The sequence below is a fragment of the Nocardia harenae NBRC 108248 genome, from assembly GCF_001612885.1.
In the GTDB taxonomy this organism is placed as follows: domain Bacteria; phylum Actinomycetota; class Actinomycetes; order Mycobacteriales; family Mycobacteriaceae; genus Nocardia; species Nocardia harenae.
Window position 1 is genome coordinate 341,390 of sequence record NZ_BDBH01000005.1, and the last position, 21,947, is coordinate 363,336.

Sequence of the window (21,947 nt, forward strand, 5' to 3'; positions counted from 1 at the left end):
GCTCCGGCCCGATCACCGGCCCTCGCCGGCGCGCAGGTCGCGCGCCAGCCGGAAGCCGGAGAAGATCTGCCTGCGGATGGGGTGATCCCAGTTCCGGAAGGTGCCGCGGCAGGCGACCGGGTCGGTGCCGAAGGAGCCACCGCGCAGCACTCGGTAGTCGCCGCCGAAGAAGACGTCGGAGTACTCGGCGTACGGGAAGGCGCGGAACCCGGGGTACGGCTCGAACCCGGACGATGTCCACTCCCAGACGTCCCCGATCAGCTGGTGTACCCCGGCGGACGAGGCGCCGGCCGGGTAGGCGCCGACATCGGCGGGCTCCAGGTGCCGCTGACCGAGGTTGGCCTGCGCGGTGCCGGGGTCGGCATCGCCCCACGGGTAGCGACGGGTCGTTTCGGTCTCCGGGTCGAAGCGCGCCGCCTTCTCCCACTCGGCCTCGGTGGGCAGCCGCTTGCCCGCCCAGCTCGCGTACGCCTCGGCCTCGAAGAAGCAGACGTGCACCACGGGCTGCCGCGGCCGCAGCGGGGTCGGGGTGCCGAAGGCGCGGCGCCACCAGGTACCCGCGCCGTCGCGCTCCCAGAACTGCGGCGCCACCAGCCCGGCCTCGGTGCGGTGCCGCCAGCCCCGCGGCGACCACAGCTCCGGCCGCTCGTAGCCGCCGTCGGCGATGAACGCCAGGTACTCCCCGTTGGTGACCGGCGCCGCGTCGATGGCGAAACCGGGGACGTGCACCGGATGCGCCGGACGTTCGTTGTCCAGCGCCCACGGATCGGTGGAGGTGCCCATCACGAACTCGCCCGCGGGCACGATCACCTCGCCCCGCACGGCGACCCGTGCGGCGGGCGGCGGCGGCGCGGCGAGCACGGCTGGGCCGGTGCGCAGCTGGTGGGTGGCGAGCATGGTCTCGTCGTGCTGCTGCTCGTGCTGGGCGATCATGCCGAAGGCGAAGCCCCCCTCGACCAGCGGGTTTCCGTGCAGCCGGGTGCGGGCGAGCACGTCGAGCACCTCGTCGCGCACCGAGCCGACGTAGCCGCGGGCCTGCGCGGGGTCGAGCAGCGGCAGCTCGGGGCGCGCGACCCTCGCGTGCTTGAAGGCGTCGTAGAGCTCGTCGATATCGCCGCGCACGGCGGCCCGGCCGCCGACATCGCGGATCAGCCAGAGCTCCTCCTGGTTGCCGATGTGGGCGAGATCCCACACCAGCGGGCTCATCAGCCGGGAGTGCTGCGCGGCCAGCTCGGCATCGTCCAGGCAGTCGGTGAGCGCGAGGGTGCGGGCGCGGGCGCCGGTGAGCACCTCGGCGATCTCGCCGCGCAGCCGATCGGTGGTCGCGTTGTCGGAGAACTGGATGGTCATGCCTTCACTCCCGGGTCGTCGTCGTGCGGGGTGCGCCCCGCCCGACATCGTTCGGCGGCGGACTCGATCTCGGCCGCCTGCGCCGAGTGCGCGGCGGCCAGCCGCAGCAGCGCCTCGGCGCAGGCGCGCAGCTCGGGATCGGCGAGTCCGGCGTGCGCCGCCTCCTGCCAGCGGCCCGCGGTCGGCGCGGCCAGCGCAGTGGCCTCCGCGACCACCGCCGGAGTGCTGAGCAGGGCCTCGATGACGTGCACCGGGGTGCTCCAGGTGTCGCCGGGCTGTGCGTCCAGGTAGCGGACCTCCAGGTAGCCGGAGGCGCGCACCGGCGGGAAGAGCGTGGTCAGGTGGTAGTCGAGGTCGGCGCGGGCCGGGCGGCGGCCGATCTCGTCGTCCAGTGCGCCGGAGAGCCAGTCGGCGAAGGTGGCGCCGGGGGGTGCGGTCCACTTCGGCGCGTCCGGATCCTGGCCGCAGGGTCGGACGCAGAGCAGCGGGACGTCCAGCGCCCAGCTCGCGTACCCGGCGATGGGGTCGGCCCACCGCTCGGCGGGCGGCCGGGTGCGGCTGTGGTCGAGCCGCAGCCAGGTGCGCATGCGCTGTGAGGCCCACACCCCGCCCGGGGCGCCCCGGAGCCGCGGCGAGCAGGCAAAGGCGGCGACCAGCGCGGGGCCCGCGACGTGCAGCAGGTGCCAGCGCGCGGCCACCTCGGCCGGATCGGCGCCCGCGTCCACGCTGACCTGACCGGCCGCGGTATTGCACATCATCAGCGTGCCGAACGGGCCGATCCCGGCGAAGTGCCGTTCCATGGCCAGGTAGCGCGGGAGTTCGAGGAGCCGCCGCGGCGGACGCGAGGCGTCGGCGGCGAGCGAGACGGTGCGGATACCGCGGGTGGCGAGCAGATCGCGGAGCACGGCGGCATCGGCGCGCAGTGCGGCGGAGAGCGCCCGCGCATCGGGGTAGGGGGAGCTGGAGAGCTCGATCTGGCCGCCGGGTTCGACGGTGATCCGGCTGCCACCGGGCAGGGGCAGCTCCGGCGAGCCGGGGGCGAGCGACCGCGGGGCGTGCGGCCCGAGTGCGCCTGCGAGATCGTCCAGGGCGGGACGGGGCGCGTCCGTCGAGTACGCCGAAGCCTCACCCTGGACGGTGAGCCACTCCAGTTCGGCGCCGATCAGCGCGGGGGGACCGAGTTTGAAACAGACCCCGCCGACGTACGCCTCGGCCGCCGCGCGGGACGACAGATCCTCCTGATCGACCGTCTGGCCGGGCATTTCCGGGTGCTCGAGGGTGACCGACATACCAACCTCCACCGTGGTGCGTTGTTCGTATCCGTACTGCTGTGCAAGGGGTTCGATCCGGCGGGCACTGCGTGGGGCCGGGGTCGGCGGGTTGGTTCGAGCTCGGGGCAGCGGGGCCGAGGGTTCGCGGACGGGGGCCGGATCGCGTCGTACCGTCAAGGGTAGCGGCGCCCGCCGACAAGAAAAGGGCAGAATCTCCTTCGGCCGCTACCGATAGGGTCGCGGCATGGACGACGCCAGGCTCCGCGCCGACACCCCGGGCCTCGGCTCCGGGCTCGACCCCTCCGACCCGGCCTCCGGTCACGTATTCCTGGACAGCGCGGGCTCCTCGCTGCCACCGGGGGTCGTCACCGAGACCGTGATCGCGCACCTGCGGCGCGAGGCGGAGGTCGGTGGGTACCGCGCGGCGAACGAGCGGGCCGACGACATGGACGCCGTCAAGCGCTCGATCGCGGAGCTGCTCGGGACGGTGCCGGGCGCCATCGCGCTCAGCGACTCCGCGACCAGGGCATGGACCGACTTCTTCTACTCGGTGCCGCTCGGCCCCGGCGACCGGGTGCTGATCTGCGGCATCGACTACGCGGCGAACGCCATCGCCACCCTGCAGCGCGCGCGGGCCGCCGGCGCGCGCGTGGAGCGAATTCCCAGCGACGAGTCGGGGCTGCTCGACCTGGCGGCGCTGGAGGCGATGCTGGACGAGCGGGTCAAGCTGGTCTCGCTGGTGTACGTGCCGACCAACGGCGGGGTGGTGAACCCGGTCGCGGAGGCCGCGCGGCTGGCCCGCGCGAGCGGCGCGCTGGTACTGCTCGACGCCTGCCAGGCCGCCGGGCAGCTCCCCCTCCGCGTGGCCGAACTCGAGGTGGACGCGCTCTCCGCCACCGGCCGCAAGTGGCTGCGCGGGCCGCGTGGCACCGGTTTCCTGTACGTCCGGCCGGAGCTGGTCGCCGCCATGGAGCCGCAGCGGCTCGACCTGCACAGCGCCGGCTGGACCGGGCCGGAGAGCTACGAGCTCGCCCCCGACGCGCGGCGCTTCGAATTCTGGGAGCACGATGTCGCGGCCCGGCTCGGGCTCGGCGCGGCCGTGCGCTACCTGCTGGAGCTCGGCCCGGAGGCGGTCTACGCGGCCATCGCGGACCGCTCGGCGCACCTGCGCACCGCGCTCGGCGCGCTGGCCGGGGTCACGGTGCGCGATCTCGGCGGGGAGAAGGGCGCGCGCGGCGGCATCGTCTCGTTCACCAAGGAGGGGGTCGCCCCGGAGGCCATCCGGGACCGGCTGGCCGAGCGGAACATCACCGTGACGGTGAGCCGGGCCGGCTCGACGCTGCTGGACATGACCGAGCGCGGGCTGGACGCGGTGGTGCGTGCCTCGCCGCACTGCTTCGTCTCCTACGCCGAGCTGGACCGATTCGTCGCCGCCGTGGCCGCGCTGTAGATGTCGGCCCGCGAACTCGTCGTGCTCGGCACCGCGAGCCAGGTGCCGACCCGGCAGCGCAACCACAATGGCTACCTGCTGCGCTGGGACGGCGAGGGGCTGCTCTTCGACCCGGGCGACGGCACCCAGCGGCAGCTCACGCACGCCGGGGTCGCGGCATCGGCCATCACCCGGATCGCGCTCACCCACTTCCACGGCGACCACTGCCTCGGGCTGCCCGGCATCGTGCAGCGGATCAGCCTGGACGCGGTGGCGCACCCGGTGCACGCCTACTACCCGGCCTCCGGCGCGCACTGGTTCCGCAACCTCTGCGACGCCAGCGCCTTCCGCCGGACCGTCGAGCTCACCGAGCACCCGATCGCGACGGCGGGCCCGCTGCCCGCCCCCGGCGCGCCGTTCACCCTGGAAGCGGCGGCGCTCTCGCACCCGGTGCAGGCCTTCGGCTACCGGCTCACCGAGCCGGACGGCCGCAGGCTGCTGCCGGAGCGGCTGGCGGCGCTCGGGGTGCGCGGGCCGCAGGTCGGCGAGCTCCAGCGCACCGGCGCGCTCCGGGTGGGCGAGCGGGAGGTCACGCTGGCCGAGGTGAGCGAGGTGCGGCCGGGGCAGAGCTTCGCCTTCGTCATGGACACCCGGCTCTGCCCGGGTGTGTTCGAGCTGGCCGCAGGGGTGGACATGCTGGTCATCGAGGCCACCTTCCTGGAGGCCGACGCGCACCTGGCCGCCGAGTACGGGCACCTCACCGCGGCGCAGGCGGCGCTGGTGGCGGCCGAATGCGGGGTCGGGACGCTGGTTCTGACCCATTTCTCGCAGCGTTACCGCACCCTGGAGGAGCACCGCAGGGAGGCGGCGCGGCACTTCGGCGGGGAGCTCGTGGTTGCGCACGACCTGCTGCGGGTACCGCTGCCACCCCGGCGCTGACTCGTCCGCTCGCTATCTCCGGGCGAATCACCACCGGGGGTTAACGCCCGCCCGCTCCGGCGGGATAGCAGGGCAGGGCCGAGCCGAGGGAGTGGAACGTGAGCAGGTTCACCGAGGAGATGTACGCGACCGCCGCGGCCAGTCCGCGCGGCCTGGTCACCGGCGAGCCGAACGAGCCGCGCAGACAGACCTGGGGGGAGATCCACGGGCAGGCGAGGCGGATGGCGGGCGGGCTCGCCGCGGCCGGGATCGGGCACGGCGACGCGGTCGGCGTGCTGGCCGGGATGCCGGTCGACATCGCACCCGCCTGCCAGGCGGTGTGGATGCGCGGCGCCTCCATCACCATGCTGCACCAGCCGACGCCGCGCACCGACCTGACCGTCTGGGCGCAGGACACCGAGACCGTGCTGCGCATGATCGAGGCGAAGGCGGTGGTGCTCGGCGCGCCCTTCGAGGCGGCCGAGCCGCTGCTGCTGGAGCGCGGCATCGCGGTGGTGCGGATCGACCGGCTGCACGACGGCCCGGACACCGACCCGCTGCCCACCGGCGAGGACGACATCGCGCTGCAGCAACTGACGTCCGGCTCGACCGGGTCTCCCAAGGCGGTGCGGATCACGCACGGCAACTTCTTCGTCAATGCCTACGCCATGTTCGACCGGGTGAAGTTCCAGCTGGAGCAGGACGTCATGGTGAGCTGGCTGCCGCTCTTCCACGATATGGGCATGGTCGGCTTCCTCAGCGTGCCCATGCAACTCGGCGCCGAGGTGGTCTGCGTGACGCCGCTCGACTTCCTGGCCAAGCCGCTGCTCTGGGCCGAGCTCATCGGCAAGTACCGCGGCACCGTCACCGCCGCCCCCAACTTCGCCTACTCGCTGCTGGCGCGGCGGCTCTCCCGCGCCGAGGACGGCGCCTACGACCTGAGCAGCGTGCGCTACATGTGGAACGGCGCCGAGCCCGTCGACCCGGACACCATGGACCAGCTCGCACTGGCGGGCGAGCGCTTCGGCCTCGATCCGGCCGCGCTCACCCCGGTCTACGGCATGGCCGAGACCACGCTCGCCGTCTCCATCCCCGACCCCGGGCTTGGCCAGGTGGTCGATGTGGTCGACGCCGACCTGCTCGAGGCCATCGGCAAGGCGGTCCCGGTGCGCGACCGGCGCGCGCACCACGGCTCGGTGCGCGCCCTGCCCACCCTCGGCTACCTGGTCGATCAGCTGGAGGGGCGGATCGTGGACGCCGAGCGGCAGCCGCTGCCGACCCGCTCGGTCGGCGTCATCGAGCTGCGCGGCCCCGCGGTGACCGCGGGCTACGTCACCGTCGACGGCTTCCGCCCGGCGCAGGACGCCGACGGCTGGCTGGACACCGGCGATATCGGCTACTTCACCGAGCGCGGGCTCATCGTGGTCTGCGGGCGGATCAAGGACGTCATCATCATGGGCGGCCGCAATATCTACCCCACCGATATCGAGCGCGCCGCAGGCCGGGTGGCCGGGGTGCGGCCGGGCAATGCCGTCGCTGTCCGGCTGGATGCCGGGCAGAAGCGGGAGAGCTTCGCGGTGGTGGTGGAGAGCAACGAGCACGAGGACCAGGAGCGGGTGAAGCGGATCGAGCGCGAGGTGGTGCACGCGGTCTTCTCCGAGGTCGGGGTGCGACCGCGCTCGGTCACCGTGCTCGGGCCCGGGGCGCTGCCCAAGACCTCGTCCGGGAAGTTGCGCCGCGCCGCCACCGCGGCGCACCTGGATTAGGGACCGGCGCAGCGCGCGACCGTGCCGGCGAGCCGGCGCGGCTTGCCGGCGTAGCGCGCGGGCGTGGTGCCGAGCATGCGGGTGAAGTGCCGGTTCAGGTGCGCCTGGTCGTAGAAGCCGCTGGCCGCGGCGACGTCGGCGGCGCGCTGCCCGGCGAGCAGCAGGCGGCGGGCGCGGTCGACGCGGCGGCCGACGAGGTAGCGGTGCGGGGCGATGCCGAACTCGCGGGAGAAGGCGCGCACCAGGTGCGCCGGGTCGGCGTGCAGGGCGCGGCCCGCTTCCTCCAGGGTCAGCCCGGCGACCACGTCGGCGTCGAGCAGGTCGCGCAGGGCGTGCGCGAGGCCGGGGGCGGCGGCCGCGCGGGACGGCTCGACGCCGTCGAGGTGCCCGCGCACCCGTTCCAGCACGAAGGCGAGGCGGCTCTGCGCCTCCAGCTCCTCGCCGGGCAGCGCGAGCACGCCGTGCAGGCGGTGCAGCCGGTCGCGGAGCGCGGCGTCGCGCAGGGTCGGGTTGTCGGCGGCGCGGCCGATGCCGGTCAGGGTGTCGGGGGCCAGGTAGAGCACCCGTTTGCGGAATCCGGCGGCTACCGCGGAGCGGCCGTCGTGCGGCACCTGCGGCGGCAGCAGGGTGACGGCGTCGGTGTGCGAGCCGTGCTCGTGCCGGTCCAGCTGGTAGCGGATGGCGCCGGCGTCGACGATGAGCAGGGTCCACGCCTCGTGCGTGTGCGGCGGGTAGGCGTGGTCGGTGAACCGCGCGTGGAATACCTCATCGATACCGCCGACGCGCGGCCGCCATGCCGTGATCTCCGGCGCGGTCGTCACATCAAGAACGTACAAGACCGGGGCCGGGTGCGGCGGGCACGCTCGGAGCCATGGAGACCGTTCGCTTCGACACCAAGATCGCCGTGCTGCTCCGGGACGACCTCGCGGGCTGGCAGCGCCTGAATGTCTGCGCATTCCTGGTCAGCGGCATCACCGCGGCGGGGCCGCAGCTCGTCGGCGCGCCCTACGAGGACGCCGACGGCGTCGGCTACCTGCCGATGCTCGGCCGGCCGGTGCTGGTCTACGCGGGCTCGGCCGACGTCCTGCGCGCCGCGCACGGCCGCGCGCTCGGCCGTGGCATCCCGCTCTCGATCTTCACCGCCGACCTCTTCACCACCGGCAACGACGCCGACAACCGGGCCGCGGTGCGTGCGGTGCCCACCGAGAAGCTGGACCTGGTCGGGGTGGCGCTGCACGCCGGGAAGAACGCGGTGGACAAGGTGCTGAAGGGCGCGCGGATGCACCCGTGATCAGGATCCTTCGACCGCTCGGGGGTGAGCCCGCCGCGGGCGCGAGCCGGTGCGCGGCGGCGCGCTGTGCGTTCGAGCCATGGCCCCTCAGTGCAGCTGGTTCTGCGCGGCTTCCAGCCCGACCCGGAGCAGCAGCTCGACGGCGTCGGCGGCCTGCTCGACGATGACCGGGACCTCCTTGCGCTCCGGCGCCGCGAACGGCTTCAGCACGAAATCGGCCGGATCCTGCCTGCCCGGTGGGCGGCCGATGCCGACCCGCACCCGCAGGTACTCCTTGGTGGTGAGCGCCGACGAGACGCTGCGCAGCCCGTTGTGGCCGCCCTCGCCACCGCCGCGCTTGACCCGGACGACGCCGAACGGGAGATCCAGCTCGTCGTGCACCACCACGACCTCGGTGGGCGGCACCGAGAAGAAGCGGGCGAGCGCGGCGACCGGCCGCCCGGAGACGTTCATGAACGAGCGCGGCTTCGCGACCAGCACCTGCCGCCCGTCCAGCCGGGCCTGCAGCAGATCGGCGCCGGACTTCTTGTGCACGGCGAACCGGCCGCCGACGCGCTCGGCGAGCACGTCGGCGACCAGGAAGCCCACATTGTGCCGGGTCCGCTCGTACTCGGGCCCGGGGTTGCCGAGACCGGCGACCAGCGCCGGTCCGGCGGCGGGTTCGGACACGACCCGGTGTTACTCGGCGCTCTCGGCGTCGGCCTCGGCGGCCTCGTCGCCCGCGGCGGATTCGGCGGCCTCGGCGGTGTCTTCTTCGGGCTCCTCGACCGGCGCGGTGATGACATTGACGATCAGGGTCTCCGGATCGACGGCCAGCTCGACGCCCTTGGGCAGCGACAGGTCGGCGGCGGTGATCTGGGTGCCCTCTTCGGCGCCCTCGACCGAGACCTCGATGGACTCGGGGATGTTCAGCGCGTCGGACTCGATGGAAACGGTGGTGGCGTCCTGGGTGACCAGGGTGCCAGCCGCGGCCTCGCCGGTGACGACGATGTTCACGTCGGCGGTGACCTTCTCGCCGCGCTTGACGATCAGCAGGTCGGCGTGCTCGATGTAGCGGCGGATCGGGTGCACGACAACGGACTTGGTCAGCGCGAGCTGCGGCGTCCCGTCGATCATCAGGTTCAGCACGGCGTTGGTGCCGTGCTGCCGCAGGATCGCGGCGAACTCCTTGGCGTTCACGGCCAGGTGCTTGGGATCCGACTGATGGCCGTACAGCACGGCCGGAACATTGCCCGCACGGCGGGTGCGACGGGCTGCGCCCTTACCGAACTCGGTGCGTACTACGGCCTCGAGGACGTTGACGTCGGACATGACTGGAATACTCCTACGGCTCTTCCGGGGCTGGACACGGGCTACGCGCGGGACGTCCTGCGCGATGGTCTGCTCGTCGGGCGAATGGAAACGACCGGACGGCCGGAAGGCCGAGCCGCGTCGATCACGGTGCACGCACGGTGGGCGGTCACCCTCGCCGAGACAACCCGACCACCATACCCCACCTGGACAGCACCCTTGGAATCGGGAGGTCACACCGCAATCACGTACGCTGGACCGGTTGCCGATCCCCTCCCCGAAAGGTCGAATCACCGTGACCGCCTCCCCCGACGGCGCCGTCGTCTCCGTCCCGCGCGGGCTGCAGGCGGAGGTCGCCCGCAGGCGCACCTTCGCGGTGATCTCGCACCCGGACGCGGGCAAGTCGACCCTGACCGAGGCGCTCGCGCTGCACGCGCGCGTGATCTCCGAGGCGGGCGCGATCCACGGCAAGGCCGGGCGCAAGTCCACCGTCTCGGACTGGATGGAGATGGAGAAGGCCCGCGGCATCTCGGTCAGCTCCACCGCGCTGCAGTTCAACTACCGCACCGCGGGCTCCGAGATCGACAATGTGATCAACCTGGTCGACACCCCCGGCCACTCCGACTTCTCCGAGGACACCTACCGCGTGCTCACCGCGGTGGACGCCGCGGTCATGCTGATCGACGCCGCCAAGGGGCTGGAGCCGCAGACGCTCAAGCTCTTCCAGGTCTGTCGGCATCGCGGCATCCCGGTGATCACCGTGATCAACAAGTGGGATCGCCCCGGCCGCGCCCCGCTGGAGCTGCTGGACGAGATCGACGAGCGGATCGGGCTCACCCCGACCCCGCTCTTCCTCCCGGTCGGCATCGCGGGCGACTTCCGCGGGCTGCTGCGCCGCGGCGCCGATGGCGCCGCCGCCGAGTACATCCACTTCACCCGCACCGCGGGCGGCGCCACCATCGCGCCGGAGGAGTCGATCGACCCGGATACCGCGGCCGAGCGCGAGGGCGAGGCCTGGAGCACCGCCGCCGAGGAGAGCGAGCTGCTCTCCGCCACCGGGCAGGACCACGACCAGGAGCTCTTCCTGGCCGGGCAGACCTCGCCGGTGATCTACGCCTCCGCCATGCTGAACTTCGGTGTCAGGCAGCTGCTGGAGACCCTGATCGAGCTGGCGCCGCCGCCGCGCGCGCGGGCCGACGTCACGGGCACGCCGCGCGAGACCACCGACCCGTTCAGCGCCGTCGTCTTCAAGGTGCAGGCCGGGATGGACACCGCGCACCGCGACCGGCTGGCCTTCATGCGCATCGTCTCCGGCGAGTTCGAGCGCGGCATGGTGGTGACGCACGCGCAGACCGGGCGGCCGTTCGCCACCAAGTACGCGCTCACCGTCTTCGGCCGGGAGCGCACCACCGTCGACACCGCCTACCCCGGCGATGTGGTGGGCCTGGTGAACGCCACCGCGCTGGCGCCGGGGCACACGCTCTTCGTGGACCGGAAGGTGGAGTTCCCGCCCATCCCGTCGTTCGCGCCGGAGCACTTCGCGGTGCTGCGCGCGGAGAGCGCGGGCAAGTACAAGCAGTTCCGCAAGGCCATGGACCAGCTCGATTCCGAGGGCGTGGTGCAGGTGCTGCGCAACGACGCGCGCGGCGATGCCTCGCCCGTGCTCGCCGCCGTCGGGCCCATGCAGTTCGAGGTGGTCACCGCGCGGATGCTCGGCGAGTTCGGCGTGGAGACCAAGCTCGACTTCCTCGGCTACTCCATCGCGCGGCGCACCGACGCCGCCTCCGCCGAGGAGCTGGATCGGCAGCGCGGGGTCGAGGTCTTCACCCGCAGCGACGGCGCCGTACTCGCGCTCTTCAGCGACAAGTGGCGGTTGCAGTACATCGAGAAGGAGCACAAGGGGCTCACGCTGGAGCCGCTGGTCGCCGCCGCTGATTAAGGGGTGCCGCCGGGGTCGCGCTGCAGCGGGGCGATGCCGTCCTCGCGGGCGAGCAGCCCCCAGCGGCTGGAGGTCAGCCGCAGGCTGGGCAGGTCGCTGAGCGAGAGCACCACCTCGTAGGTGCGCTCGTAGCCGGTGTGCGCGATGCGCCAGCGGCCGTCGGCGCAGCGCTGGTAGCGGTCGGTGTAGAAGGCGGCGCCGCGCAGCAGCATATTGTGCGCCGGGATGAGCACGGTGTCGGCGAGATACCAGGTGCCGGTGGCGGTCTCGCCGTCCACGTCGATCTCCGGGTGGTCGCAGCGGTGCTCGGTGACGACGTGCGGGCCGAGGGTATTGCGCAGGAAGGCCAGGAACGCCTCGCGGGATTCGAACTGCAGGTACTCGCTGTAGGTGGCGGTGGCCTCCGGGATCAGGGTGTCGGCGAACTCGTCCCACTCCTTGGTGTCGAGCGTGCGCAGGTAGCGGAACTTGAGCCGCTCGATCGCGGCGATGTCGTCGGCCACGCCGCGGTCCGTGGCGCCGGCGGCGGGCGGTGGTCCGGCCGGGGTGCCGAGCCCCACCTGCGACAGGTCGGAGTCCGCGCTGATCCTCGGCTGCCCGTCGGTGGCGGCGATCCGCCCGGCAACGGCCTGGCCCGCCGGTCCCACCTGCCGGTCACCGGTGGAGATGGAGGTGTCGGCCGCGGCCGGGCCCGCGCTGTCCGCCGGTCGCTCGGATACGGCGGCCGGGCGCGCGCGAATTCCCCCCGGGGCTCCTGCCCCGCGCGGCTCGGCCGCGCCACCGGCCGGTTCGCTGCGCTCCTGGTCCATGACTCCACGATCCCATCCGCTAGGGCACGCTCGACCGAATCGCGAAGATTTGTATCAGATCGCTATCACCACTGCGGGCGACGCACCGCGACGATCAGGTCGCGATCGTGAAACAGGTGCGGCAGAAATCCTCGCCGAACTCGGTGAGGCGGAGGCTCTTGCGCACGATCTTCGGCGCCCGCCCCGCCTTCTTCAGCGCCGCCTCCACCGCGGGCTGCACCTCGAGCACCATGTAGCGGCTGAGCACCACCGGATCGTCCGAGGTCCGGGTGAGCCCGAGCCGGTTCAGGTTGATCAGGTAGGCGCGGGCGCGATCCGGGTAGCGGACGCCTGCCTGCTCCGGCACCGAGGTGAGATCGCCCTGCACCAGCTCCGAGCCGATGCCGAGCGGCCGGTTGGTGCGCACGTCGACCGCGGGCTGCGGGCCGTTCAGCGCCATGAAGCGCAGGATGCGCGCCTCGTCGGGGGCGAGCTCGTCCAGGATCCGGTCGTAGGCCGGGTGCACGTCCTCGGTGAAGTAGACGTCGGCGGAGCGGGCGAGCAGCGCGTCGCCGCGCCTGCGCAGCTCCTCGGAGCTGGCCGAGCGCAGGTTCTGCCCGATCACCAGCGCCTGCTGCTGCGGCGCGCTGCTCCCGCTGCCGTTCGGCGCGGGCACGTAGCTGACGATCTCGCGCACCGACCCCTCGGTGACGCCGAGCGCGCTGCGCGCGATCGAGCGCAGCGCATTGCCGGTGCGCTCCGCGATATCGGCGGAGGACTCGCCGTCCAGCGCCGCCTGCGCGATCTCCCGCGACACCTCGAAGCCGGTGCCGACGGCCCACTGCCCGCCGCGCACCACCGACCCCGCCGCCATCCCGGCGGCCCGGAAGACGCCGCGGATCAGCCGCGCCTCGTTACTGATCTGCCGCTGCTCGACATCGGCGCTGCGCTCCACCTCGCGGCTGCCGGGCCGAATCAGGTTCTGGCCCGGTGCGGCCTGCCCGGTGGCGGCCCGTCCGGTTCTGTCCTCTGCCACGTCCCACTCCGAACTTCCTCGACCGCCGATGGAAACCGCCCCCAGAATATTGCCCCGCATCGGCGACCGGTATGCCGGACCCGCGCATTCGGCTCACAGTGCGGTTCCGCCGCCGCCCTGGTGCTAGTTTGGGGTGCCGGTGCGGCGGCGGTCACTGGTGTGTCGGCAGGAGGAAGTCGTGTTGGAGAGTGCTTTCGGGGTCCAGCCGACCATTCTCCTGGAGCTGTTGACCATCCCGCTTTTCACCGGCGTCATAGGCTATATCACCAACTGGACCGGCATCCTCATGCTGTTCCGGCCGATCGCGTTCCACGGCTTCCGGTTGCCCGGCCTTCGCGCATTGTTCCCTTACCTGCCAAAGCGAATTCAGATCCTGCCGCTGCTCAGCTACGACGGCAGGCTCGGCTGGCAGGGCATCGTCCCCTCGCGCGCCGACAAGATGGCGAGTATCGCGGTGGACAAGGGCCTCTCCAAACTGGGCAGCGTCTCCGACTTCTATCGCGAGCTGGACCCGGAAAAGCTCGCCGAACATCTCACCCGGGTGGCCGACGCGCAGATCCGCGACATCGTCGAGGAAATTCTGCGCCGCGAGCATCCACAGCTCTGGTTCAACCTCCCCGCGCAGGTGCGCGAGAAGGTGCACGAGCGGGTGAAGCAGCAGCTGCCGGATATTCTGCGCGAGCTCACCCAGGAATTGGGCGATAACATCGATCAGCTGCTCGACGTCAAGCAGATGGTCATCCGATATTTCCAGGCGCGGCCGCAGCTGCTCAACCAGCTCTTCCAGGTGCTCGGCGCCAAGGAACTGCGGTTCATGCAGAATTTCGGCTTCTATTTCGGCGCCCCGATGGGTGTGGTGCTGGTGGCGATCCTGCACCTGACCGGCCTGCCCAGCCTGGTGGTGCTGCCGGTCGGCGGCATCGTGATCGGCTGGGTCGTGAACTGGGTCGGGCTGAACATGATCTTCGCCCCGGCCTACCCCAAGTGGTGGTGCCCGTGGCGGCAGGGGCTGCTGATCAAGCGGCAGAGCGAGATCACCGACGGCTACGCCGAGCTGGTCTCCACCCAGGTGATCACGCTCGCCAATATCGGCGACGAGCTGCTGAACGGCCCGCGCTCGGACCGCACCATGCAGATGCTGGAGGACATGCTGCGCCCGGCCGCCGACCGCGCGCTCGGCCCGGCCAGGCCCGCGGTGAAGTTCGTGCTCGGCAGCCGCGACTACGACACCCTGCAGAACACCTTGACCAGCGAGGCGATGGCCATCGCGCCGATCGCATTCGCCGATCCGGACTTCAACCAGCAGCAGGGCAAGCAGGTCAACGAGTACATCGCCAAGCAGATGTCGGCGCTCTCACCACCCGACTTCGTGGATATGCTTCGTGCCGCGATCAAACAGGACGAATGGCTGCTTTTCCTCCATGGCGGCGTGCTCGGGCTGATTGCCGGATACGCTCATATCCTGGTCTTCGGAACAGGAGTGGCAACCACATGGCTGTGAGCGATCCGGGTGCACCCGAGAGCGGCGGGGTTCCCGCCGGGAACGACGCCGAACCGGAGGTGCTCGGTACCCCGCCGCGTCGCGAGATCGCGCTGCGCGGGCAGCGGCGCATCGTGCCGGTGACGCCGCGGGAGACCGTGCGCGCCGCGACCGGGGTCGCCAGGGTGGCCTGGACCGCCGCCTCCGAGGTGACCACCTGGACCGTCGACACCGCGCTCGGCGTCACCTCGACCGTGGTCAGGGGCAGCATGGCGGGCACCCCGCCGCGCGAGGTGCTCGCCGAGGCCGAATCCGAGGTGCGCGAGCGGCTGCGCCGGGTGCTCGGAGTGGACGCCGAGCGCGCGGGCGGCCGGGGCGGGGTGCCGACGCTGCGCGAGCAGGGCGCCGCGCTGCTCCGGCTCTCCGCCAGCACCAACGCGGAGCACACCGAGATGCACCCGGCCTTCGCGCGCATCCTGGCCGAGCTCACCCCCGACGAGGCGCGGGTGCTGCGCTTCCTGCACCTGGACGGCCCGCAGCCCGCCATCGACCTCCGGCTCGGCAGGCCGCGCACGCTCGGCGCGGACCGCAAGATCACCGGCATCACGGTGCTCGGCGAGCACGCCGGGCTGCGCTTCCCGAACCGCATCCAGCAGTACCTGACCAACCTGCGCAGGCTCGGGCTGATCGAGTTCGACCGGGAGCCGGTCGGCAACCCGAACCGCTACCAGATCATCGAGGCGCAGGCCGCGGTGCGGGACCTGCTCAAGCGGTCCGGGCGCGGGGCCAAGGTGCAGTACCGGAGCGTGCTGCTCAGCGGCTTCGGCGCCGACTTCGTGCGCACCTGCCTACCGGTGGTGGTCGACGGCCGCACCGCGGAGTCGAGTTGACGGCTCCGACGTCGGCGAGATCGACGGTGCCGCCGTCGATCTCGCGCTAGAACTCCTCCGCCAGCTCCATCCAGCGCTCCTCCGTGGTCGCTTTCTCGGCGCTGACCTGAACCAGCTCGGCGTTCAGCGTCGCCAGCCGGTCCGGCTCGGTGGCGGCGGCGAGCAGCGCGTCGTGCAGCGTGCGCTCGCGCTCGGTGAGCTTGTCCATCGCGCGCTCCAGCCGGGTCAGCTCCTTGCGGGCAGCGCGGTAGGCGGCCGGGTCGACGGCCGGCTTCGGCTCCTCGGCCACCGGGGCCGCGGTCGCCTTCCTGGCAGGGGTGGCACCGAGCGCGGCCCGCTTGCGCAGGTACTCCTCGATGCCGCCGGGCAGGTTGGTGAGGCCGCCGTCGCCGAAGAGCGCCCAGGTGGAGTCGCAGATCCGCTCGATCAGGTAGCGGTCGTGGCTGATCACGACCAGCGTGCCCGCCCAGTTGTCGAGCAGGTCCTCCAGCTGCTGCAGGGTGTCGATGTCCAGGTCGTTGGTTGGCTCGTCGAGCAGCAGCACGTTCGGCTCGGCCATCAGGATGCGGGTGAGCTGCAACCGCCGCCGCTCGCCGCCGGAGAGGTCGCGGACGGGGGTGCGCTGGCGCGCGGCGCTGAAGCCGAGCCGCTCGGCGAGCTGCCCGGCGGAGAGCTCGTAGCCGTCGCCGAGCTCGATGCGCTGGGCGACCTGCTGCACCGCCTCCAGCACCCGCATCTCGACCGGCAGGTCGTCCAGCTCCTGGCGCAGCCAGCCGATCCGGACGGTCTGGCCCTGGATGCGCTTGCCCGCCGTCGGCTCGGCGTCGCCCGCGAGCGCGCGCAGCAGCGTGGTCTTGCCGCTGCCGTTCACCCCGACCAGGCCGACCCGTTCGCCGGGGGCCAGCCGCCAGGTGAGGTCGTGCAGCAACTCGCGGCCGTCCGGGGTGGCCAGCGCGACCTCCTCCAGCTCGACCACCACCCGGCCCAGCCGCTTGCGCGCGAAGCTCGCCAGCGAGACGCTGTCGCGCGGCTCGGGGACATCCGCGATCAGCGCCTCCGCGGCCTCCACCCGGTAGCGCGGCTTGGAGCTACGGGCCTGCGGGCCCCGGCGCAGCCAGGCCAGCTCCTTGCGGGCCAGGTTACGGCGGCGGGACTCGGAGGCGTCGGCCTGCCGCGCGCGCTCGGCGCGGGCGAAGATCCAGTCGCCGTAGCCGCCCTCGTAGCTCTCCACCTTGCCGCCGACGACCTCCCAGGTGCGGGTGGCGACGGTGTCGAGGAACCAGCGGTCGTGGGTGACGACGACGAGCGCGCTGCGCCGGGCCAGCAGGTGCTCGGCCAGCCACTGCACGCCCTCGACGTCGAGGTGGTTGGTCGGCTCGTCCAGGACGAGCAGGTCGAGCTCGCGGACCAGCGCGGCGGCCAGCGCGACCCGGCGGCGCTCGCCGCCGGAGAGCGCGTCCACCGGGGTCTCCAGGCCGAGCCCGGCGATGCCGATGCCATCCAGCACGCCGCGGATCCGCGGGTTGGCGGCGTACTCGTGCTCGGCCAGCTCGCCCGCGTGCGCGAAACCGGCCTCGTCCGCGAGCCCGGCCAGCACCACCGAGCCGACCGTTGCCCCCGCGGGCAGCACGCCGCGCTGGGTCACCACCGCCATGCGCAGCCCGCCCACCCTGCTCACCCGGCCCGCGTCCGGCGGCTCCAGCCCGGTCAGCACCTCGAGCAGGGTGGTCTTGCCGCCGCCGTTCAGGCCGACGACGCCGATCCGCTCCCCGGCGTGCACGCCGAGCGAGACGCCATCGAGCAGCGGCGTGATCCCGAAGCTCTTCGAGACCTGCTCCAGGTTGATCAGGTTGGACATGGATCCTTCCGGGGACATGCGGGGAGGCCGACGGTCCAGATTACCGAGGGGCCGCTCGGCGCCGGTGGGCGCGGGGTTGCCGCGGTCAGTGCTGCTTCGCGTCCTCGGTGGGGACGATGCGCGCACCGGGGACGGGGCCGGCGGCGGTACGCACACTGCGGCAGACGCCCGCGCCCGCGAGTTCGGCGGCGACGGCGACCGCGGCGTCGGCACTCTCGCAGAGGAAGGCGCAGGTCGGGCCCGAGCCGGAGACGATGCCCGCGAGCGCGCCCGCGGTGACCCCGGCGCGCAGCGTGCGGCGCAGCTCCGGCGCGAGCGAGAGCGCCGCCGCCTGCATGTCGTTGCCGAGCAGCGGGGCGAGCGCGGCGGCGTCCCCGCCCGCGAGCGCCTGGATGAGCCACTGCGGCTCACCGAGCCGGGGCGGCTCGCCCTGCACGCGCAGCCGGTCCAGCTCGGCGAAGACGGCGGGCGTGGAGAGCCCGCCCCTGGCCAGCGCGAGCACCCAGTGGAAGGTATTCCTGGCCAGCACCGGAAGCAGCCGCTCGCCGCGGCCGGTGCCGAGCGCGGTGCCGCCGTGCAGTGCGAACGGCACATCGCTGCCGAGCTCGGCGGCGATACCGGCGAGCTCGTCGCGGCCGAGCCCGAGCTCCCACAGCGCGTCCAGCCCGACCAGCGCGGCCGCCGCGTCGGCGCTGCCGCCCGCCATGCCGCCCGCCACCGGGATGCCCTTGCGGATGGCGATCTCCACCAGCGGCGCCCGCCCCGCGAGGTGCGCCAGCCGGACCGCCGCCTTCCAGACCAGGTTGGTGCGGTCGGTCGGGACTTCGGCGGCGCCCTCCCCGGAGACCTTCACGGTGAGCGAGCCCGCGGGGGTGATCCGGACGTCGTCGGTGAGCGAGAGCGCCTGGAAGACGGTGGTGAGATCGTGGTAGCCGTCCGGGCGTAGGTCGCCGATGCCGAGGTGCAGGTTCACCTTGGAGGGTGCGCGCACGGTGACTGGGCTCGGCACAACTGACAGCACGGTAGCCGAGCCTAACCGGTGCCCCGGCCGGACGCCCGGCTCGCGCACATTGCGGTTCCATACCGGGCGGGGGTATCCTCGGACGAGGGATACCCCCGGGCAGTATCACCGCCCCGGTAGCCGAACCCTTCCGACGAGCACAGGAGCCGAGATGCCGAGCACCACCTACACCGTCACCGGAATGACCTGCGGCCACTGCGCGGCCTCGGTGAAATCCGAGATCGGCAAGATCGACGGCGTCACCGGGGTGGACGTCGATCTGGAGTCCGGCGCGGTGCGGGTGGAGAGCAGCGCCGCGCTGAGCGACGATGCCGTGCTCGCCGCGGTGGACGAGGCCGGGTACGAGGTCGCGCGCTGATGTCCGACCGGCTGAAGCTCGCCGGTTTCGGCGTCGCGCTGGTGGTGGTCTTCGCGGCGGCGCTCGGGATCGGCACGCTGGCGACGCCGGATTCCGCGCCCGCCGAGCCCGCCGCGACCGGGCTCGCCGACAGTGCAGGCGGCTACACGCTCACCCCGGTCGAGGCGCCGGGCACGCCGGGTACGCCGGGTACGCTGCGCTTCCGCATCACCGGCGGTGACGGCGCCGCGGTCACCCGCTTCGCCACCAGGCACGACGAGAAGCTGCACCTGATCGTGGTGCGCAGCGACGGGACCGGGTATCGGCACGTGCATCCGGCCATGGACGCGGCGGGGGTGTGGTCCATCGACTGGAGCTGGGCCGAGCCGGGCAGCTACCGGGTCTTCGCCGACTTCGCGCCGGAGGGCGCCGATGAGCTGGTGCTCAGCCGCGCGGTCGAGGTAGCGGGCCCGGTCGCGCTGCAACCGCTGCCGCCGCCCGCCGCGGTGGCTCGGGTGGACGGGTACGAGGTCACGCTGACCGGTGATCTGAGCACCGCCGGGAGCGAGCTGCGGTTCGCCGTTCGCCGCGACGGGGTGCCGGTCACCGATCTGGAGCCGTACCTCGGCGCGTACGCGCACCTGGTCGCGCTGCGCGCGGAAGACCTGGCCTACCTGCACGTACACCCCGAGGGCGAGGTGGGTCGCACCCCGCCGGGGCCGGAGGTGGCGTTCCACGCCGAGGCGCCGAGTACCGGGGACTACCGGCTCTACCTGGACTTCAAGCACGGAGGAGAGGAGCACACCGCGGAGTTCACCGCCTCGGTTGCCGAGCAGCCGTCCGATGACGGGCACGACCACGAGCACGGAACGGGCTCCGGCGAGCACGGCCACGGGTAAGCACCCGCGGGCCGACCACCCGCAAGCCCGGCCCGGGCCGGGGTTGCCTGCCGCGACCGCGCGACCGGCACCCCTCGCGGGCGGCTCGCACGGCGGCGAGCGGCGGCTCTTCGGCCGCGAGGCCGGGTTCAGCCCTGCTCCGCCAGCCGGACGTAGGCGGCGGTATCCAGCGTCTCCCCGCGCGCGGCGGGATCGATCCCCGCCGCGCGCAACCGCCGCTCCGCCTCGGCGGCCGAACCCGCCCACCCGGCGAGCGCGGCCCGCAGCGTCTTGCGGCGCTGGGCGAAGGCGGCGTCGATCACCGGGAAGACCCGCGCGCGGTGCGCGGCATCGGTGGCCCACGGCGGCTCGGCGTAACGGTCCACCCGCACCAGCCCGGACTCCACCCGCGGCACCGGCCAGAACACCTGGGTACCGACCGCGCCGGCCCGGCGCACCGAGCCGAAGAACCCCGCCTTCACCGACGGCACCCCGTACACCCGGCTCCCCGGCGCGGCCGCGAGCCGATCCGCCACCTCCGCCTGCACCATCACCAGCGCCGTCGTGAGCCCAGGCAGCTCGGCGAGCAGATGCAGCAGCACCGGCACCGCGACGTTGTACGGCAGGTTCGCCACCAGCGCGGTCGGCGCGGCAGGCAGCTCCCCCGCGCTCACCCGCAGCGCATCCGCCCGCACCACGTGCAGCCGCTCCGCGAGCCCGGGCGCGCGGTCGGCGACGGTGCCGGGCAGCGCCGCGGCGAGCGCCGGATCGATCTCCACCGCGACCACGCTGTGCACCACGTCGAGCAGCGCCAGCGTCAGCGAGCCGAGCCCGGGGCCGACCTCGAGCACGGTGTCTCCCCGGCCCACGCCCGCGGCGGCGACGATCCGCCGCACGGTATTGGCGTCGTGCACGAAGTTCTGGCCCAGCTGCTTGGTCGGCCGTATCCCGAACCGCTCGGCCAGCACCCGCACCTCGGCGGGGCCGAGCAGCGCCGCCTCGCCGCGCGCGACGCCCGCACCATCCGGTCGGTTGGCGCCGGGCGGCGCTACCGCGGGCTCCGCGTCGTCGCGGCCGGGATCATCGGCGGGAGCGGATGCGGTCGGTTCGGGTTCGGGCACCCGGGGAACCTATCAATCGCCGATGCCGAGCCGGGCGGTGCAGGCGGGCCAGGCGCCCCAGCCCTGCCGCGCCCTGGTCACCTCGGCGATGGCGATCTGCTCCTCGCGGGTGGCCAGATCGGCGCGCGGCGCGTACTTGGTGCCGCCCTGCCGCTCCCAGGTGCTCTGGTCGAACTGGATGCCGCCGTAGTAGCCGTTGCCGGTGTTGATCGACCAGTTCCCATTGGCCTCGCACTTGGCCAGCGCGTCCCAGACCGCGCCGTCCCGCACCGCAGGCACCTCGGTGCCCGGCTTGGCGCCCTTGCGCACCGTCTTCGGCTGCGCGGGCACGCTGACCGTGCTCCCGACCTGCTCGCGGCCGATCTCGACGCCGTTCACGGTGGTCACCGCGAAGGTCACGTCCTGCACGCCGGGCACGCCCTTGTTCTCCACCACGGTGCGGCTCTGGTTCAGCTCCGGATCCTCGATCACGTTCTCCGGCGGCGGCAGCGGCATGGTCTCGGTCTTCTGCTCGGTCCTGGTGCGGGTGACGGTGACCCGCATGCCGTCGACGAGCTTGGTCTCCGCCGCGGGCTCGACCGTGTCCTGCTGCTGCAGCGGCACGCCCGCCACCCGGAGCAGCTCGCCCACGGTCGGCGCGGCCAGCCGCAGATCCACCGCGGGCGACCCGCCGTCGGCCAGCGAGACCACGCGCGGGCTCGCGATCTGCAGCGAGCCGCCCGCCAGCGGCAGCCGGTCGTCGCGGGCGGGCCAGACGTACATGTCGGCGGGCAGGTTCAGCTGGGCCAGCGCGTCGCCCGCGGTGAGCCCGGTGGTCCAGACCTTCTCCGGCTTGCCGTCGATGGAGAGCTCCACCTGGCGGGCCCGGTTCACGGTGATGGTGGCGCCGTCCGAGAGCCCGTTGCCGACGCCGGGCCGCACCAGGTCGCGGTCGCTCAGCTCGAACCCGGCGGCCCGCAGCACGCCGCCGACATCGGTGGACATGGTGGTGAAGATGGTCTGCTCGCCGTCGACGACGATGGTCACGGTCTTCCGGTTCACGATGGCCAGCGCCGAGCCGACGATCAGCGTGAGCAACAGGGCGGCCACCGCGCTGTAGAGCAGCGGCGAACGCGACCGGTTGATCCGCGTGAAGTGCGACATGGTCACAAGACGGTAACGAAGTCAGCCGCTCTCGGCAACCGCGTGAGTGTGAACAGCATCCTTCCAGGTCACGGCGCGATATCGGAGCCGCAGGTAGATAACGCCCTGATCGCGGTGAAAGTGACCTGGGACACAGTACCG

Annotated in this window: 20 protein-coding genes; 9 read left to right on the forward strand and 11 right to left on the reverse strand. The window is 72.9% G+C overall.

Going from position 1 to position 21,947, the window contains the following annotated elements:
* Positions 1 to 12 precede the first annotated feature (12 nt).
* Together egtB and egtA are read right to left on the reverse strand one after the other, a co-directional pair.
* A complete protein-coding gene (gene egtB, locus NH2_RS13175; protein ID WP_067653123.1) occupies positions 13 to 1,350 on the reverse strand; it encodes an ergothioneine biosynthesis protein EgtB in 1,338 nt (445 codons plus the stop codon).
* Positions 1,347 to 2,639 (reverse strand): ergothioneine biosynthesis glutamate--cysteine ligase EgtA, encoded by a 1,293-nt coding sequence (gene egtA / locus NH2_RS13180; RefSeq protein ID WP_084505509.1) that lies wholly within the window; start codon positions 2,637 to 2,639, stop codon positions 1,347 to 1,349. Before egtA ends, egtB begins: the two co-directional genes overlap by 4 nt.
* A gap of 226 nt (positions 2,640 to 2,865) precedes the next feature.
* On the opposite strand from egtA, the gene NH2_RS13185 reads away from it, so the two are divergent.
* From NH2_RS13185 to NH2_RS13195, 3 genes are all read left to right on the forward strand, one after another.
* Positions 2,866 to 4,071 (forward strand): aminotransferase class V-fold PLP-dependent enzyme, encoded by a 1,206-nt coding sequence (locus tag NH2_RS13185; RefSeq protein ID WP_067653125.1) that lies wholly within the window; start codon positions 2,866 to 2,868, stop codon positions 4,069 to 4,071.
* On the forward strand, positions 4,072 to 4,989 hold the full coding sequence (locus tag NH2_RS13190; protein WP_067653127.1) for a ribonuclease Z: 918 nt from the start codon (positions 4,072 to 4,074) through the stop codon (positions 4,987 to 4,989).
* 98 nt (positions 4,990 to 5,087) lie between these two features.
* Positions 5,088 to 6,734 (forward strand): fatty acyl-AMP ligase, encoded by a 1,647-nt coding sequence (locus NH2_RS13195; RefSeq protein ID WP_067653129.1) that lies wholly within the window; start codon positions 5,088 to 5,090, stop codon positions 6,732 to 6,734.
* Here the strand turns inward: NH2_RS13195 and NH2_RS13200 are convergent.
* The gene (locus NH2_RS13200) at positions 6,731 to 7,555 is read right to left on the reverse strand and encodes a helix-turn-helix domain-containing protein (RefSeq protein WP_067653131.1); all 825 of its coding nucleotides are present in this window, start codon (positions 7,553 to 7,555) and stop codon (positions 6,731 to 6,733) included. The two genes, NH2_RS13195 and NH2_RS13200, sit on opposite strands and share 4 nt — an antisense overlap.
* A gap of 50 nt (positions 7,556 to 7,605) precedes the next feature.
* On the opposite strand from NH2_RS13200, the gene NH2_RS13205 reads away from it, so the two are divergent.
* Positions 7,606 to 8,025 (forward strand): DUF2000 domain-containing protein, encoded by a 420-nt coding sequence (locus NH2_RS13205; RefSeq protein WP_067653132.1) that lies wholly within the window; start codon positions 7,606 to 7,608, stop codon positions 8,023 to 8,025.
* Positions 8,026 to 8,112: 87 nt separating this feature from the next.
* Here the strand turns inward: NH2_RS13205 and pth are convergent, their stop codons facing one another.
* Together pth and NH2_RS13215 are read right to left on the reverse strand one after the other, a co-directional pair.
* Positions 8,113 to 8,694: an aminoacyl-tRNA hydrolase gene (gene pth, locus NH2_RS13210; protein ID WP_067653134.1), complete on the reverse strand. Its 582-nt coding sequence runs from the start codon at positions 8,692 to 8,694 to the stop codon at positions 8,113 to 8,115.
* 9 nt (positions 8,695 to 8,703) lie between these two features.
* Entirely contained in the window at positions 8,704 to 9,336 is a 633-nt protein-coding gene (locus NH2_RS13215) for a 50S ribosomal protein L25/general stress protein Ctc (protein ID WP_067653136.1), read from the reverse strand.
* A 274-nt stretch (positions 9,337 to 9,610) separates the two neighbouring features.
* Between NH2_RS13215 and NH2_RS13220 the strand changes: the two genes are divergently transcribed.
* A complete protein-coding gene (locus NH2_RS13220) occupies positions 9,611 to 11,254 on the forward strand; it encodes a peptide chain release factor 3 (protein WP_157103752.1) in 1,644 nt (547 codons plus the stop codon).
* On the opposite strand, the gene NH2_RS13225 is transcribed toward NH2_RS13220, so the two are convergent.
* Together NH2_RS13225 and NH2_RS29805 are read right to left on the reverse strand one after the other, a co-directional pair.
* Entirely contained in the window at positions 11,251 to 11,757 is a 507-nt protein-coding gene (locus NH2_RS13225; protein WP_067653590.1) for a nuclear transport factor 2 family protein, read from the reverse strand. The genes NH2_RS13220 and NH2_RS13225 overlap by 4 nt on opposite strands.
* 400 nt (positions 11,758 to 12,157) lie before the next feature.
* Positions 12,158 to 13,078: an Abi-alpha family protein gene (locus tag NH2_RS29805; RefSeq protein WP_245650550.1), complete on the reverse strand. Its 921-nt coding sequence runs from the start codon at positions 13,076 to 13,078 to the stop codon at positions 12,158 to 12,160.
* 178 nt (positions 13,079 to 13,256) lie between these two features.
* Between NH2_RS29805 and NH2_RS13235 the strand changes: the two genes are divergently transcribed.
* Both NH2_RS13235 and NH2_RS13240 read left to right on the forward strand, forming a co-directional pair.
* A complete protein-coding gene (locus NH2_RS13235) occupies positions 13,257 to 14,579 on the forward strand; it encodes a DUF445 domain-containing protein (RefSeq protein WP_067653138.1) in 1,323 nt (440 codons plus the stop codon).
* Positions 14,570 to 15,448 carry an Abi-alpha family protein gene (locus NH2_RS13240; RefSeq protein WP_067653140.1) on the forward strand — a complete coding sequence of 293 codons (879 nt, stop codon included), beginning with the start codon at positions 14,570 to 14,572 and terminating at the stop codon, positions 15,446 to 15,448. The genes NH2_RS13235 and NH2_RS13240 overlap by 10 nt, the downstream gene beginning before the upstream one ends.
* A 46-nt stretch (positions 15,449 to 15,494) precedes the next feature.
* On the opposite strand, the gene NH2_RS13245 is transcribed toward NH2_RS13240, so the two are convergent.
* Positions 15,495 to 17,306: an ABC-F family ATP-binding cassette domain-containing protein gene (locus NH2_RS13245; RefSeq protein ID WP_067653143.1), complete on the reverse strand. Its 1,812-nt coding sequence runs from the start codon at positions 17,304 to 17,306 to the stop codon at positions 15,495 to 15,497.
* Between the two features lie 85 nt (positions 17,307 to 17,391).
* On the reverse strand, positions 17,392 to 18,327 hold the full coding sequence (locus tag NH2_RS13250) for a 4-(cytidine 5'-diphospho)-2-C-methyl-D-erythritol kinase (RefSeq protein ID WP_067653146.1): 936 nt from the start codon (positions 18,325 to 18,327) through the stop codon (positions 17,392 to 17,394).
* Between the two features lie 151 nt (positions 18,328 to 18,478).
* Between NH2_RS13250 and NH2_RS13255 the strand changes: the two genes are divergently transcribed.
* Positions 18,479 to 18,685 (forward strand): heavy-metal-associated domain-containing protein, encoded by a 207-nt coding sequence (locus tag NH2_RS13255; protein WP_067653148.1) that lies wholly within the window; start codon positions 18,479 to 18,481, stop codon positions 18,683 to 18,685.
* The gene (locus NH2_RS13260; protein WP_067653150.1) at positions 18,685 to 19,563 is read left to right on the forward strand and encodes a DUF8832 domain-containing protein; all 879 of its coding nucleotides are present in this window, start codon (positions 18,685 to 18,687) and stop codon (positions 19,561 to 19,563) included. The genes NH2_RS13255 and NH2_RS13260 overlap by 1 nt, the downstream gene beginning before the upstream one ends.
* 128 nt (positions 19,564 to 19,691) lie before the next feature.
* On the opposite strand, the gene rsmA is transcribed toward NH2_RS13260, so the two are convergent.
* Complete coding sequence (gene rsmA / locus NH2_RS13265; protein WP_067653594.1) at positions 19,692 to 20,534, reverse strand: 16S rRNA (adenine(1518)-N(6)/adenine(1519)-N(6))-dimethyltransferase RsmA; 843 nt, start codon at positions 20,532 to 20,534, stop codon at positions 19,692 to 19,694.
* 141 nt (positions 20,535 to 20,675) lie between these two features.
* Positions 20,676 to 21,806 (reverse strand): resuscitation-promoting factor, encoded by a 1,131-nt coding sequence (locus NH2_RS13270; RefSeq protein ID WP_067653152.1) that lies wholly within the window; start codon positions 21,804 to 21,806, stop codon positions 20,676 to 20,678.
* Positions 21,807 to 21,947 lie beyond the last annotated feature (141 nt).

Coding starts and splice junctions, on each gene's coding strand:
- NH2_RS13185 (WP_067653125.1), top strand. CDS start 2,866: ATGGACGACGCCAGGCTCCGCGCCGACACCCCGGGCCTCGGCTCCGGG.
- NH2_RS13215 (WP_067653136.1), bottom strand. CDS start 9,336: ATGTCCGACGTCAACGTCCTCGAGGCCGTAGTACGCACCGAGTTCGGT.
- NH2_RS13270 (WP_067653152.1), bottom strand. CDS start 21,806: ATGTCGCACTTCACGCGGATCAACCGGTCGCGTTCGCCGCTGCTCTAC.
- NH2_RS13240 (WP_067653140.1), top strand. CDS start 14,570: ATGGCTGTGAGCGATCCGGGTGCACCCGAGAGCGGCGGGGTTCCCGCC.
- NH2_RS13255 (WP_067653148.1), top strand. CDS start 18,479: ATGCCGAGCACCACCTACACCGTCACCGGAATGACCTGCGGCCACTGC.
- NH2_RS13260 (WP_067653150.1), top strand. CDS start 18,685: ATGTCCGACCGGCTGAAGCTCGCCGGTTTCGGCGTCGCGCTGGTGGTG.
- egtA (WP_084505509.1), bottom strand. CDS start 2,639: ATGTCGGTCACCCTCGAGCACCCGGAAATGCCCGGCCAGACGGTCGAT.
- NH2_RS13205 (WP_067653132.1), top strand. CDS start 7,606: ATGGAGACCGTTCGCTTCGACACCAAGATCGCCGTGCTGCTCCGGGAC.
- NH2_RS13245 (WP_067653143.1), bottom strand. CDS start 17,306: ATGTCCAACCTGATCAACCTGGAGCAGGTCTCGAAGAGCTTCGGGATC.
- egtB (WP_067653123.1), bottom strand. CDS start 1,350: ATGACCATCCAGTTCTCCGACAACGCGACCACCGATCGGCTGCGCGGC.
- NH2_RS13190 (WP_067653127.1), top strand. CDS start 4,072: ATGTCGGCCCGCGAACTCGTCGTGCTCGGCACCGCGAGCCAGGTGCCG.